Origin of the sequence: Enterobacter cloacae complex sp. P1B, from assembly GCF_014982345.1 — a bacterium.
GTDB lineage: Bacteria > Pseudomonadota > Gammaproteobacteria > Enterobacterales > Enterobacteriaceae > Enterobacter > Enterobacter bugandensis.
Genome location: NZ_JADCLF010000001.1, coordinates 1 through 13,941 on the forward strand (window position 1 = coordinate 1; position 13,941 = coordinate 13,941).

Annotated in this window: 12 protein-coding genes; 3 read left to right on the forward strand and 9 right to left on the reverse strand. The window is 57.3% G+C overall.

What is annotated here, in order from left to right; all coding sequences use genetic code 11:
- Positions 1–40: 40 nt before the first annotated feature.
- The 4 genes from proY to phoB all read right to left on the reverse strand — a co-directional run bounded on the left by proY (position 41) and on the right by phoB (position 5,232).
- Positions 41–1,414, reverse strand: coding sequence for a proline-specific permease ProY (gene proY, locus INF77_RS00005; protein WP_193532771.1), 1,374 nt, complete (start codon positions 1,412–1,414; stop codon positions 41–43).
- A gap of 81 nt (positions 1,415–1,495) precedes the next feature.
- Entirely contained in the window at positions 1,496–2,815 is a 1,320-nt protein-coding gene (gene brnQ / locus INF77_RS00010) for a branched-chain amino acid transporter carrier protein BrnQ (protein ID WP_028012134.1), read from the reverse strand.
- Positions 2,816–3,225: 410 nt separating this feature from the next.
- Positions 3,226–4,521, reverse strand: coding sequence for a phosphate regulon sensor histidine kinase PhoR (gene phoR, locus INF77_RS00015; protein ID WP_047363942.1), 1,296 nt, complete (start codon positions 4,519–4,521; stop codon positions 3,226–3,228).
- Positions 4,522–4,542: 21 nt separating this feature from the next.
- Positions 4,543–5,232 (reverse strand): phosphate response regulator transcription factor PhoB, encoded by a 690-nt coding sequence (phoB, locus tag INF77_RS00020; RefSeq protein ID WP_008503265.1) that lies wholly within the window; start codon positions 5,230–5,232, stop codon positions 4,543–4,545.
- Positions 5,233–5,419: 187 nt separating this feature from the next.
- On the opposite strand from phoB, the gene sbcD reads away from it, so the two are divergent.
- Both sbcD and sbcC read left to right on the forward strand, forming a co-directional pair.
- Positions 5,420–6,625: an exonuclease subunit SbcD gene (gene sbcD, locus INF77_RS00025; RefSeq protein ID WP_063155366.1), complete on the forward strand. Its 1,206-nt coding sequence runs from the start codon at positions 5,420–5,422 to the stop codon at positions 6,623–6,625.
- On the forward strand, positions 6,622–9,753 hold the full coding sequence (gene sbcC / locus INF77_RS00030; protein WP_193031429.1) for an exonuclease subunit SbcC: 3,132 nt from the start codon (positions 6,622–6,624) through the stop codon (positions 9,751–9,753). Before sbcD ends, sbcC begins: the two co-directional genes overlap by 4 nt.
- A gap of 80 nt (positions 9,754–9,833) precedes the next feature.
- Here the strand turns inward: sbcC and mak are convergent, their stop codons facing one another.
- On the reverse strand, positions 9,834–10,739 hold the full coding sequence (gene mak / locus INF77_RS00035) for a fructokinase (protein ID WP_045259882.1): 906 nt from the start codon (positions 10,737–10,739) through the stop codon (positions 9,834–9,836).
- Between the two features lie 123 nt (positions 10,740–10,862).
- On the opposite strand from mak, the gene rdgC reads away from it, so the two are divergent.
- Positions 10,863–11,777 carry a recombination-associated protein RdgC gene (rdgC, locus tag INF77_RS00040; protein ID WP_014882739.1) on the forward strand — a complete coding sequence of 305 codons (915 nt, stop codon included), beginning with the start codon at positions 10,863–10,865 and terminating at the stop codon, positions 11,775–11,777.
- Between the two features lie 47 nt (positions 11,778–11,824).
- Here rdgC and ppnP read toward each other — a convergent pair whose 3' ends face one another.
- From ppnP to aroL, 4 genes are all read right to left on the reverse strand, one after another.
- A complete protein-coding gene (gene ppnP / locus INF77_RS00045) occupies positions 11,825–12,112 on the reverse strand; it encodes a pyrimidine/purine nucleoside phosphorylase (RefSeq protein ID WP_008503270.1) in 288 nt (95 codons plus the stop codon).
- 71 nt (positions 12,113–12,183) lie between these two features.
- On the reverse strand, positions 12,184–12,861 hold the full coding sequence (locus INF77_RS00050) for an AroM family protein (protein ID WP_193532772.1): 678 nt from the start codon (positions 12,859–12,861) through the stop codon (positions 12,184–12,186).
- Positions 12,862–13,098: 237 nt separating this feature from the next.
- Complete coding sequence (gene yaiA, locus INF77_RS00055; RefSeq protein WP_003859135.1) at positions 13,099–13,290, reverse strand: protein YaiA; 192 nt, start codon at positions 13,288–13,290, stop codon at positions 13,099–13,101.
- Between the two features lie 44 nt (positions 13,291–13,334).
- Positions 13,335–13,859 (reverse strand): shikimate kinase AroL, encoded by a 525-nt coding sequence (gene aroL, locus INF77_RS00060; RefSeq protein WP_028012127.1) that lies wholly within the window; start codon positions 13,857–13,859, stop codon positions 13,335–13,337.
- Between the last annotated feature and the right edge of the window lie 82 nt (positions 13,860–13,941).

Genomic DNA, 13,941 nt, shown 5'->3' on the forward strand with positions numbered 1-13,941 from the left:
CAAAAATACCCTCTCCCGGGAGGGAGGGGGGATAAAAATATTACTGTGCTTCTGCCAATTGACGGTCACGGCGGCACTTAAACACCCAGCCGATCAGCAGCAGAACGATCCACGCACAGCCCACGTACAGGGAAATGCGGGTATCCGGATGGTAGCCAATCAGGCCAATGATAAACACCAGGAAGATCAGCCCGACCACGGTCGTCGCCACCCCGCCCGGCACCTTAAACTTCAGCGCTTTCGCCTCATCCGGCGACAGACGGCGGCGGAAGGCAATCTGCGACAGCAGGATCATGATCCACACCCACACGGTCGCGAAGGTCGCCAGGGACGCAATCACCAGGAAGACGTTCTCCGGCATGATGTAGTTCAGGTAAACCGAGAACAGCAGCGCTACGGTCATCACCACCACCGTCACCCACGGCGTGCCGCGGCGTGAAGTTTTGGCGAACACCTTCGGCGCGCTGCCCTGCTCCGCCATGCCGTGCAGCATGCGGCCCACGCCAAAGACGTCACTGTTGATGGCCGAAAGCGACGCGGTCAGCACCACAAAGTTCAGAATGCTGGCAGCAAAGGCAATGCCCATATGCTGGAAGGTCAGGACAAACGGGCTACCGTTAGTGCCCACCTGGTTCCACGGGTAGATGGACATAATCACGAACAGCGTACCCACGTAGAACACCAGAATACGCATCGGCACCGAGTTGATGGCGCGCGGAATAGATTTCTCCGGATCTTTCGCTTCCCCGGCGGTGATGCCGATAATCTCGATGCCGCCGTAGGCGAACATTACCATCTGTAGCGACATCACCATCCCGAGCCAGCCGTTGCTAAAGAAGCAGCCGTTGCTCCAGAGGTTATGGATGCCGGTCGGCTGGCCGCCGTTGCCAATCCCCCAGATGATGATCCCGAAACCCGCCACAATCATGATGATGATGGTCGCGACTTTGAAGAAGGAGAACCAGAACTCCAGCTCGCCGAACACCTTCACGCTCATCAGATTGACGGCGCAAATGAGCAACACCACGCTCAGCACCCAGATCCAGTGCGGCACCGCCGGGAACCAGACGCCCATGTAGATGCCGAATGCGGTTACGTCGGCAATCGCCACAATCAAAATTTCGAAGCAGTAGGTCCAGCCGGTGATAAACCCGGCCAGCGGGCCGAGGTTTTCCTGCGCGTAGCGGGAGAAGGAGCTGGCAGACGGGTTGTGAACCGACATTTCGCCGAGGGCGCGCATGATGATATACGCCGCCACGCCGCCGATGATGTACGCCAGCAGCACGCTTGGACCGGCCATTTTGATGGCATCTGCCGAGCCATAAAAAAGACCGGTGCCGATAGCAGAGCCCAGCGCCATAAAGCGGATGTGGCGCGTGCTCAATCCACGTTTAAGTTTGTTAGTGCTTTCCATTTTAAATCTTGCCATTCAACACGAAAAAACAAAAAACCACGGGGCCTTAAGCCCCGTGGTTAAACAGTTTGTTGCCGTTGATTAATGAGCGTTCGATGTGACCTGACGCCCTGCAGCACGGTCCCAGATAACCGCCAGAACCAGTGCAACAACGGTAGGCATCAGCCAGGCCAGGCCCTGCTCGGACAGCGGCAGACGCTGTGTCCAGGCTGGCAGAATTTCAGCGAACGCTGATGCTTTAATCCCGTCAAGGATACCAAAAATCAGGCTGATAAACATGGCTGGCGCAATAATTCGTGAGGAGTTATGCCACCACGGACGGGTGAAGCTCAGCACCACCAGCACGATGCACGGCGGATAGATCGCCGTCAGCACCGGGATAGAGACCTGAATCAGGTGGCTCAGACCGAGGTTAGACACCGCCATGGAGAAGATACCGAGAATAAACACCAGGGTACGGTAAGAGAGCGGCAGATACTGCGCAAAGAACTCTGCGCAGGCGCAGGTCAGGCCAACCGCGGTTACCAGACACGCCAGGAAGATCAGCGCCGCCAGCAGCATGCTGCCCGCCCCACCGAAGGTGTGCTGAACGTAAGCGTGCAGGATAGCCGCACCGTTCGCGTTCTGATCAACCAGCATCGCGCTGTCAGAGCCCAGGCGGAACAGCGCCAGATACAGCAGCGTCAGGCCCACACCGGCCATCAGGCCAGCCCAGATGGTATAACGGGTCAGCAAACGCGCTTCGGTCACGCCGCGGGAACGCGCGGCGTTAACGATAACGATACCAAACACCATCGCGCCCAGCGTATCCATCGTCAGGTAGCCGTTCACAAAGCCGTTAGAGAACGCGGCGTTTTTATAGGCATCCATCGCGTCGCTTATCGGGCCGGCTGGCCAGATGATGGCCGCCACGGCCAGCACGATCAGCGCTACAATTTTCAGCGGCGCCAGGAAGTTACCTACCGTGTCCAGCAGCTTGCCCGGATAGAGGGAAACCAGAATCACGATGGCGAAATAAATCAGGCTGTAGATGAACAGCGGCATCGCGCCGTCGCCGGTCAGCGGGGCGATGCCCACTTCGAAGGAAACAGTCGCGGTACGCGGGGTGGCAAACAGCGGACCAACGGCCAGATAGCAGACGGTAGCCAGCAGAACGCCAGCCACTTTGCCAATCGGGGTGCTAAGGCTATCCACGCCGCCACCGACTTTCGCCAGTGCGATAACGGTCAGTACCGGCAGGCCCACGGCAGTAATCAGGAAACCAAACGCGGCGGTCCAGACGTGTTCACCCGCCTGTAAGCCAACCATTGGAGGGAAAATGATGTTGCCTGCGCCAACGAACAGCGCAAATGTCATAAAGCCCAGCGCGATAATGTCACGCGATTTTAAGTGATGGGTCATAAAACCTTACTGCCTGTGGATGTGGTGTTGAAAACGTTGAGATTTTTCGATTTCCCTGACGGGACGATACAGCCGAAAATTTGCTCAATTTCAGCGGGAAATGCTCCCGTCCTGGCGTGGAGAAGAATAGTTTTTCGATTTACCACGCAAATACAGTCGGTCTGACAGTATCTGGGGGGCAATTTAAACGCTTATAACGTTTAAAGGCAAGGAGGGATCGCAAAACCAGAACAATATGCCAGTATGAAAACGCACACCAGAACAATGCGCTAATTATAGGAAAAACCCATGGCTAATCATGCGAACAAAAAACAGCCAACCGTATAAAATTCACACGCGTTTCGCTTGACTGCAAAGCAAACGGGCCAGCGATGGCTGACCCGTGGAAAGGTAAAATGACACGCCTGCCGTCAGGCGCTCTTTTTGGCAATTAATCGTTCCGGGATAACGAAACTAAAGCGGGTTCCCTTACCCAGGGTACTCTGGATATCAAGACGGCTTTCATGGTGATTCACCGCGTGTTTCACAATCGCCAGCCCCAGGCCGCTCCCCCCCGTCTGCCGCGATCGCGCTTTATCCACCCGGTAGAAGCGCTCGGTCAGGCGCGGAATATGCTCCGGGGCGATCCCCGGCCCGTTATCCTCCACGCTAAACTCGGCACCTGCCGGCGTATGCTGCCAGCGCACCACGATATCCGTTCCTTCCGGCGTATGGTTTACCGCGTTGTACACCAGGTTGGAGATGGCGCTACGCAGTTCATCCTCGCTGCCCAGCACCTTCAGCGTGTTGTCGACGTCAAAGGTCAGCTGATGTTTTTTATGGCTTAACGTCTGCGCTTCACGCTCGACGACGCGCAGCATCATTGGCACATCAATGGTGTCATTCAGCGCAAGAGAAGGCGCCGCTTCAATCTTTGACAGCGTCAGCAGCTGCTTCACCAGCCCTTCCATACGGTGCGTTTGCTCGCGCATCGTATGCAGCGCTTTTTCACGCGGCGCGCCTTCCAGGGTTTGCTCCTGCATCATCTCCAGGTAGCCCTGCAGCACGGTCAACGGGGTGCGTAGTTCGTGGCTGACGTTGGCGAAGAAGTTACGACGCGCCCCTTCCAGCTGGTGCATCTGGGTGACGTCGCGCGCCACCATCAGCCACTGGCGATCGCTGTAGGGCATCACGCGGATTTCCAGATGGCGACCGTTATTCAGCTTCAGATTGTGGGGACGGGTGAAATCACGCTTTTTCAGATACAGCGTGAACTCGGGATAACGCAGAAGGTTGAGGATGTTCTGACCATTGTCGTCCGGCCAGCGCAGGCCCAGCAGCTGTTGCGCAAGCCCGTTACACCAGAAAATAGTTCCTTCTTCTGTCGTCAGGATCACCGCATCCGGCAGCGACTCTGCGCCGCTGCGAAAGCGTTTGATCAGGCTTCCCAGCTCGCGGCGACGCTTTTTATTACGCATCTGCATCTGGTGCAGGCCGTACAGCAGCGGCTCCCAGCTGCCGCTTCCCGGCGGCGGGGTCATACTGCGGTCCACCCACAGCCACCAGGAGAGACGCAGCAGGTTCCAGAAATGCCAGGCTAACAGCCCGGTGACCGCCGCCAGCAGAAACCACGGCAGATGCCCAAGTAAGGCCCCCAGAAGAAGGGCCGGAATACAGCATAAGATCAGTTCAAAGACGAGCCTTTTCCATGACAGACGTTCCAGCACGCGTCACACTCCTGTCATTATTCAGAAACGGGTCGAGAAACGATAACCCGTACCGCGGACCGTCTGTACCATGCGATCGTGGCCGCTCAGTTCCAGCGCTTTTCGCAGGCGGCGAATATGTACGTCAACCGTCCGGTCTTCGACATACACGTTAGTTCCCCAGACGTTATTCAGCAACTGCTCGCGGCTGTAAACGCGTTCCGGATGGGTCATAAAGAAGTGCAGGAGTTTAAATTCGGTAGGCCCCATGTCGAGGGGATTTTCGCCGGTCATCACGCGGTGTGACGTTGGGTCAAGGCTGAGGCCCTGCATCTCGATCACCTCTTCGACCGCCATCGGGGAAATACGGCGCATGACGGCCTTAATGCGGGCAACCAGCTCTTTCGGGGAGAAAGGCTTGGTAATGTAATCGTCCGCGCCGGTCTCCAGACCGCGCACGCGATCCTCTTCCTCTCCGCGCGCCGTGAGCATCACCACCGGGATGTCGCGGGTCAGCGCTTCACGCTTCAGATGTTTGATAAACTGCAGTCCGGAGCCGCCGGGCAACATCCAGTCAAGCAGAATCAGATCGGGCCAGGGTTCATTCAGCTGGTTCACCGCGCTGTCATAATCTTCCGCTTCAACCGGCTGGAAGCCATTTTGTTCGAGCACGAAGCACACCATTTCACGAATTGGAGCTTCATCTTCTACGACCAGAATACGTCTCGCCATACTTTGCCCTGTCTTATCTTATTTAAGTTACAAGTTTGTAATGCGGCGCCATTATGCGTCAGATTTATGACAGATTTATGAAAAACAGTACCACTATAAATGGCAAACTGTTGTTTTATTACAGCGGTTATTTTCCTTTCCCTGACAGTTTATAATCGCCCGCATCGTTTTTCGCCACGGATCTCCTATGCGCATACTTCACACCTCGGACTGGCATCTGGGTCAAAATTTTTACAGCAAAAGCCGTGCGGCTGAACATGAAGCGTTCCTGAACTGGCTTCTGGAAACGGCCCAGGCGCACGAGGTGGATGCCATTATTGTGGCGGGTGACATCTTTGATACCGGTTCGCCGCCGAGCTATGCGCGTGAACTGTATAACCGCTTCGTGGTGAACCTGCAGCAGACAGGCTGTCATCTGGTGATTGTCGCCGGTAACCATGACTCCGTCGCCACGCTCAATGAATCCCGCGACATCCTGGCGTTTCTCAATACCACCGTGGTCGCCAGCGCCGGGCACGCGCCGCAGATCCTGAAAAAACGCGACGGGTCGCCGGGCGCGGTACTGTGTCCGATTCCCTTTTTACGTCCGCGCGACATCGTGCAAAGCCAGGCGGGACTGTCGGGCGCGGAAAAGCAGCAGCATTTATTGCAGGCCATCACCGACTACTATCACCAGCAGCACGCGGAAGCCTGTGCCCTGCGCGGTGAACAGGCCATTCCGGTCATTGCCACCGGGCACCTCACCACCGTCGGGGCCAGCAAAAGTGACGCGGTCCGCGAGATCTATATCGGTACGCTGGACGCCTTTCCGGCGCAAAACTTCCCGCCCGCGGACTACATCGCGCTCGGGCACATTCACCGCGCCCAGGTCATCGGCGGCTGCGAGCATATCCGCTACTGTGGCTCCCCTATTTCGCTCAGCTTCGATGAAACCGGAAAAGCCAAATCCGTGCATCTGGTGAGCTTTGATGAGGGCAAACTCAGCGCCGTCGAGACGCTGGAAGTGCCGGTCACCCAGCCGCTGGCGGTGCTGAAGGGCGATCTGGCTGCCATCACCGCCCAGCTTGAGCAGTGGCGCGGCGCTGAGCTTAACCCGCCCGTCTGGCTGGATATTGAAATCACCACCGATGACTACCTGCACGATATGCAGCGGAAAATTCAGGCGCTGACCGAAGAGTTGCCGGTTGAGGTGCTGCTGGTGCGCCGCAGCCGCGAGCAGCGCGAGAAAATTCTGCTCGGCGCCCAGCGCGAAACGCTTAGCGAACTGCGCGTAGAAGAGGTGTTCGAGCGCCGACTGTCGCAGGAAGAGCTCGATGATGCGAAGCGCGTCAGGCTCAACGAGCTGTTCAGCCATACTCTGCACGCCCTCAATGACGAGGAAGAAAACGCATGAAAATTCTGAGCCTGCGCCTGAAAAATCTCAACTCCCTCAAGGGCGAGTGGAAAATTGACTTCACCGCGGAACCTTTTGCCAGCAACGGCCTGTTTGCCATCACTGGCGCAACCGGCGCGGGTAAAACCACCCTGCTCGATGCCATCTGCCTGGCGCTCTACCACGAAACCCCGCGCCTGAATAAGGTCTCTCAGGCGCAAAACGATCTGATGACGCGCGATACCGCCGAGTGCCTGGCGGAAGTGGAATTTGAGGTGAAAGGCGTTGCCTATCGCGCATTCTGGAGCCAGAACCGGGCGCGTAACCAGCCGGACGGTAACTTGCAGGCACCGCGCGTGGAGCTGGCCCGCTGCAAGGATGGCAAGATTCTGGCCGATAAGGTGTCGGATAAACTGGAGCAAACCGCGGCGCTCACCGGGCTGGACTACGGCCGTTTTACCCGCTCAATGCTGCTCTCGCAGGGGCAATTTGCCGCCTTCCTGAATGCCAAACCGGCCGACCGCGCAGAACTGCTGGAAGAACTCACCGGCACCGAAATCTACGGCCAGATTTCCGCGATGGTGTTTGAGAAACACAAAGCCGCCCGCAGCGTGCTGGAAAAATGCGAGGCGCAGGCGGCGGGCGTCGTGCTGCTCAGCGAAGAACAACAGCAGCAGTTGCAGCAAAGTTTGCAGGCACTTACTGACGAAGAGAAAACCCTGCTGGCCCAGCAGCAAAGCCAACAGAAAGATTTTCAGTGGCTTACGCGTCATGACGAGCTCGTGCGGGAGCAGCAGCGCGTTGCCGCCCTGCAGCAGCAGGCGCAACAGGCGCAGGCGAACGCGGCGCCGGAACTGGCAAAACTCCAGCTTGCCCAGCCCGCCGCCCAGCTTCGTCCGCTCTGGGAGCATCAGCAGGAGCAAACCGCACGTCTGACGCAAACCCAGCAGCGAATTAACGAAGTAAATACTCGCTTACAGACCAAAACCGCACTGCGCGCGCGGATCCGCAATACCGCCCTGCGTACCCATGAGCGGCTACAGGCCGAACTGACGGCGCTGGGACAGTGGCTGGCGGAGAATGAGCGTTATCGCCTGCTGGGCCAGGAAATTGCCGGCTGGCGCGCCCAGTTCTCACAGCTAAACCGTGACAAAAGTCAGCTCGTCGCGCTTGCTGCGCGGATGACTGAGCTACGTCAGAAGCTGGCTGAGATGCCGGAAAATACGCTGACGCTGACGGCGGATGAGGTCAGCGCGGCCATGGAGCAGCAGTCCCGGTCACGCACGCTGCGCCAGCAGCTGACGTCGCTGCATGCCCGCTATCAGCCGCTGCAAAAGCGCCTGAGCCAGAACGGTGAAAGCGTGCAGAAAGCCCTGGCGGAGCAGAGCAAGCTCAATGAAACCCTGGCGCTGCGCCGCCGGCAGTACAAAGAGAAACACCAGCACTATCTGGACCTGAAAGCCCTGTGCGAACGCGAAGCGACGATTAAAAATCTTGAAAGCTATCGCTCACGGCTTGAGGCAGGCAAACCCTGCCCGCTGTGCGGCTCCCACGAGCATCCTGCCGTGGAGACCTACCGGTCGCTTGAGCTGACGGATAACCAGCGTCGCCGTGATGCGCTCGAAAAAGAGGTCGCCGCGCTTAAAGAGGAAGGCCTGCTGGTGCTGGGACAGGTTAATGCCCTGGCTCAACAGATCCAGCGTGAGACAGACGAAGCGCAGGCCTTGTCTCAGGAAGAGCAAGCGCTCACTAAAGCATGGCTGGAGGCGTGCGCGTCTTTGAATATCGCATTGAATATTCAGGAGGATATCGCGCCATGGCTGAACGAGCAGGAACACTACGAGCGCCAGCTTTATCAGCTCAGCCAGCGTCTGACCCTGCAAAACCAGCTGAACGAGCAGGAAGCGCAGGAACGCCAGTATCAGCAGCAGCGCACCGCAACGCGCCAGGCGCTGGAACATACTCTTCTCGCGCTCTCGCTTAGCGTTCCCGAAGAGGGTAATGAAGCCGACTGGCTGCATGCCCGCGAAGCGGAATTTGCCCACTGGCAGGAGAAGCAAACGCAGCACGGCGTGCTTCAGGAACGCATGAGCGCGCTGAAGCCGCTGCTCGACACGCTTCCGGCAACACACGGCGAAGAGGCTGAGCCGGCCATTCCTGATGACTGGCGCGACATCCACAATGAATGCGTGTCGCTGCAAAGCCAGCTCGCCGCCCTGCAGCAGCAGGAGGCGCTGGAGCGCGAGCGCCTGCAGCAATCGCAGACGCAGTTCACCGCGGCGCTCTCCGCAAGCTGTTTTGCCGATCGGGACGCGTTCCTTGCCGCGCTGCTGGATGACGATGCTATTCGCTGCCTCGAACAGCTGAAACAGTCGCTGGAAAACCAGATACAGCAGGCCGCGGCCCTTTCCGGCCAGGCTAATCAGCAGCTGCAGGCGCACCTTGCGCTGCGCCCGGAAGAACTTGACGCGGATGCGTCTACCCTGCAAAGCCAGCTGCAGCAGCTGGCGCAATGGCTTCGTGAGAACACCACGCATCAGGGCGAGATCCGCCAGCAGCTTAAGCAGGACAGCGATAACCGCCAGCATCAGCAGGCGTTAATGCTGCAAATTGAAGAGGCCGCGCGCCAGGCCGACGACTGGGGCTATCTCAACGCGCTGATCGGCTCCAGCTCCGGCGACAAATTCCGCAAGTTCGCTCAGGGGCTGACGCTGGATAACCTGGTCTGGCTCGCAAACCAGCAGCTTAACCGCCTGCACGGCCGTTATCTCCTACAGCGTAAGGCCAGCGAGGCGCTGGAGCTGGAAGTGGTCGACACCTGGCAGGCCGATGCGGTGCGCGATACGCGCACGCTCTCCGGCGGCGAGAGCTTCCTGGTCAGCCTTGCGCTGGCGTTAGCGCTTTCTGACCTGGTCAGTCACAAAACGCGGATTGATTCCCTGTTCCTGGATGAGGGATTCGGCACGCTCGACAGTGAAACGCTGGATACCGCGCTGGATGCGCTCGACGCGCTGAACGCCACCGGGAAAACCATCGGGGTGATTAGCCACGTCGAGGCGATGAAAGAGCGCATTCCGGTGCAGATCAAGGTGAAGAAGATCAACGGACTGGGGTATAGCAGGCTGGACAGGGAGTTTGCGGTGGGGTGAGTGTTGGGTCGATTCGGTCTGGTGCCCTCTCCCTGGCCCTCTAAACATTAAAAACGGCAACGCAAGTTGCCGTTTTGCGTTTACTCCGGCCATAACCACGCCGCGCCGCGCACGCCACTGGAATCGCCGTGGACGGCTTTGCGGATCGGGGTTTCGCACTCGCCGCCGAAGACCCACTGTTTCACCAGATTTGGTACCGTGGCGTACAGCCGGTCAACGTTGCTCATGCCACCGCCGAGCACAATCACGTCCGGATCGAGAATGTTCACTACGTGCGCCAGCGATTTCGCCAGACGCATTTCGTAGCGGCTGAGCGCCAGTTCGGCCACCGGATCCTGTTCTTCCACCAAACGCATAATCTCGTTCCCCTTGAGCGGCTGGCCGCTCAGGCGGTGGTAGTCGGTTGCAAAACCGGTGCCGGAGATAAACGTCTCGATACAGCCCTGCTTGCCGCAGTAGCACGGCACCTCGGCGCGGTATTTAAGCTCGTCTTCATCCATCCACGGCAGCGGGTTGTGCCCCCACTCACCCGCCGTGCCGTTGCCGCCGATATGTGAACGTCCGCCAAAGGCCACGCCCGCGCCGCAGCCGGTACCGATAATCACCGCAAACACGGTCTGCGCTCCTGCGGCTGCACCATCAACGGCCTCAGAGACCGCCAGGCAGTTAGCGTCATTCGCCAGACGCACTTCCCGGTTCAGACGCTGGCTCAAATCTTTATCAAACGGCTGACCGTTGAGCCAGGTGGAGTTGGCATTTTTCACCACACCCGTATAAGGCGAAATGGAGCCGGGGATCCCCATCCCGACCGTGCCCCTCTCGCCCGTCGCCTGCTCGGCCATATCAACCAGCCGGGCAATCGTCTCGATCGTCTGGTGATAATCATCGCGCGGCGTCGGCAGACGGTGGCGGAACAGCTGTTCCCCCTGCTCGCTTAATGCGATGACTTCTGTTTTGGTGCCGCCCAAATCAATCCCAATACGCACAAGACTCTCCTCATTATTTTGATTATCAACAGAGTAGAAGCACGCTTCCCGATTAGCAATGCAAGCGATGCGACAATTCGTTATCATGCCCGCTGATTTAACGACAAGGCCGTGGAAATTATCATGCTGTGGTTCAAAAATTTGATGGTTTACCGTCTCAGCCGCGACGTTTCGCTGCGCGCAGAAGAGATGGAAAAACAGTTAGCCGCTTATAGCTTTTCCCCTTGCGGTAGCCAGGATATGGCGAAAACCGGTTGGGTTCCGCCAATGGGTTCACAAAGCGATGCACTGACCCACGCCAGCAGCACGGGTCAAATCATCGTCTGCGCCCGCAAAGAAGAGAAAATTCTGCCCACGCCGGTAGTTAAGCAGGCGCTTGAAGCAAAAATTTTCAAGCTGGAAGCCGAGCAGGGCCGCAAGCTGAAAAAAACCGAAAAAGATTCGCTGAAGGATGAAGTGCTGCACTCTCTGCTGCCGCGCGCCTTCAGCCGCTTCAGCCAGACGATGATGTGGATCGATACCGTTAACGGGCTGATCATGGTGGACTGCGCCAGCGCCAAAAAAGCGGAAGATACGCTGGCCCTGCTGCGTAAAAGCATCGGCTCTTTACCGGTCGTACCGCTGGCGCTGGAAACGCCGATTGAGCTGACCCTGACCGAGTGGGTCCGCAGCGGTACTGCGGCGCAAGGTTTTCAGATCCTGGACGAAGCCGAGCTGAAAGCCCTGCTGGAAGATGGCGGCGTGATCCGCGCGAAAAAGCAGGATCTGGTGAGCGACGAGATCGCCGTACACATTGAAGCGGGCAAAGTGGTCACCAAACTGGCGCTCGACTGGCAGCAGCGCATTCAGTTCGTGATGTGCGACGACGGTTCCGTGAAGCGTCTGAAGTTCTGCGACGAGCTGCGCGATCAAAACGAAGATATCGACCGGGAAGATTACGCCCAGCGCTTTGACGCGGACTTTATCCTGATGACCGGCGAACTGGCCGCGTTAATTCAGAATCTGGTGGAAGGTCTCGGCGGCGAAGCGCAGAGATAATTTCCCCTCCCCCTGATCCTCTCCCCAAAGGGGGAGAGGGAAGACGATTATTTCAGGTAGCGGCACAGATAAGAGGTCGGTTCAGCGACCTGCAAATGAAATTCGCTGTGGCCAGGGACGTTGAAAACTTGTCCGGCAGCGTAAACTTTCCATTCCGTTTCACCCGGCAGTAAGACGTTCAGCGCGCCGCTGACCACCGTCATCTCTTCCGCTTCCGCCGTGCCAAAGGTGTATTCCCCTTCAGCCATAACGCCCACACTGGCGCGGCCAGTGCTGCTGCTGGTAAAACCGATGGATTTCACTTTACCGGAAAAGTATTCGTTACTTTGAAGCATGAACTGGCCCTTATATTAAGAGATAAAAATTCACTATAGGGGCCATGCTCATCACCTGTCACGCAAAATCATTACGTCAGAAGTTCTGAGGCCAGGTGAGCCATCAGAACGTTGGATAACAGCACCGGCACGTCCAGCGCCTTTTGCAGTAAATCCCGGTGATGCTGGTGAAAACCAAGACAGTCCAGAATCAATACATCCGCCCCTCTCTCCAGCAGCTCCTTCCCGGCAGCAATGAGTTTAGCCTCGCTGTCCCAGAAGGGGTTTGCCAGCGCATACAGGGGCGTTTTTTCGAGCACGTGCCACTTTGCTTCCTGGTTGTCCATAAGCTCCTCGATGGGCACAATGACCCCCACCTGATGCCCGTCAACAATGGAGGCTACCAGCGGAGGAATAATGCGCATCGGCTCAAGCAAAATCGCATTGCGCGCGATGAGCCCCTTAATGGGGGCGGTGCTCATCAGCAAAATAACGTCATATTGCTGATTATCGAGTACTTCTATTACTGCCTGCAGCGAACGCTCAATTTTCTGCCGAGAAACATGCGCCAGTTTACCGTCGCTTAATAACGTCGCCAGGGGATCCTCCCCCGCCTCTACAGCGTAGTCTTCCATGACCTCTTCCCGGCTCATCTTACCCAGCAGGCTGAGATGCGTGATCTGTTGTTCAGATACATGCTCGGTTAAGAGCGGTAACACTTCGCTTACAGGGACCACACCAATGGTGAGGATCGCCAACGTTGCCTTCATCTTCTTCGCCTTCCATCACTACAGAAACGTATACACAGGTACAGGCTCTCTACGCTGTACAGTTCGTTTTTTCAACAAAACAGCACCAAGCGTAGCAGGCGATCTCTGCCCTGAAATGTAAAGATCGCCTGCCGATAACGGAGCTACCTGTAATAACTAAATATTAACTCCTGCTTAACATTTGCGATGAGTAAAAAGTGTGATTCAGGCACGGTATTGGAGCGTTTAGGAAAACATTCACGACTTTTCGGGATCTTCGTAGCGCCGTTTGGCATCCAGCGCTTCCTGTTCAGTCTCATGTTCACTGATCAGCGAGTCCGGTTTGGGGTGATCGGCACGCAGCTGGTACCAGGTGACGGTCTGGTCGCCATTGCCTTTTTCAACGGTAACAATACGTGCTTCGCGCGGATAGGGAGGTCTGGTTGGCATAGCTCATCCTTTTTTTATGTCTGAGCTATCAGTATAGACGGCGGTTAGCTGGCACACGCCAGACGCAGGGCGGTAATAATCTGAATTACCACATCTTCCGGGGCCGCAGAGGCATCCACAACATGGTGTGCCGCTTCACGGTAGAGGGCATCACGCTCGGCCAGCACTTCGCTCACCTCTTCGCTGAGCGGTCGTGACGTCAGCGCCGGGCGTTGTCCCTCTTCAGGAAATGCTTCAAGTCGCCCTACCAGAGCCGCCACCGGCGCGCAGAGATAGATCACAATGCCTTTTTCGCGCATAAAGTGACGATTACATTCGGCCAGAACAATACCGCCTCCCGTCGCAATGACGGCTGACGGCGTGGTGACCGCTTTCAGCGCGGCCGTTTCGCGGGCGCGAAAGCTTTCCCATCCCTCTTGCTCCACGATGTCTGCGATGGTTTTGCCGGCCTCGGTCTGCAACCAGTGGTCGGTATCAACAAACTGACGATGACATGCGCGTGCCAGTTCCACACCAACGGTGGTTTTCCCACAGCCGCGGGGGCCAACTAAAAAGATGGGTTGGGTCATAGCCAGGTGTTCCCCTTGATGCCGAATGGCTGAAGAGTGTAAAGAAATAATTGCAGAAGATGTGTCGAATACTTTACTGCAA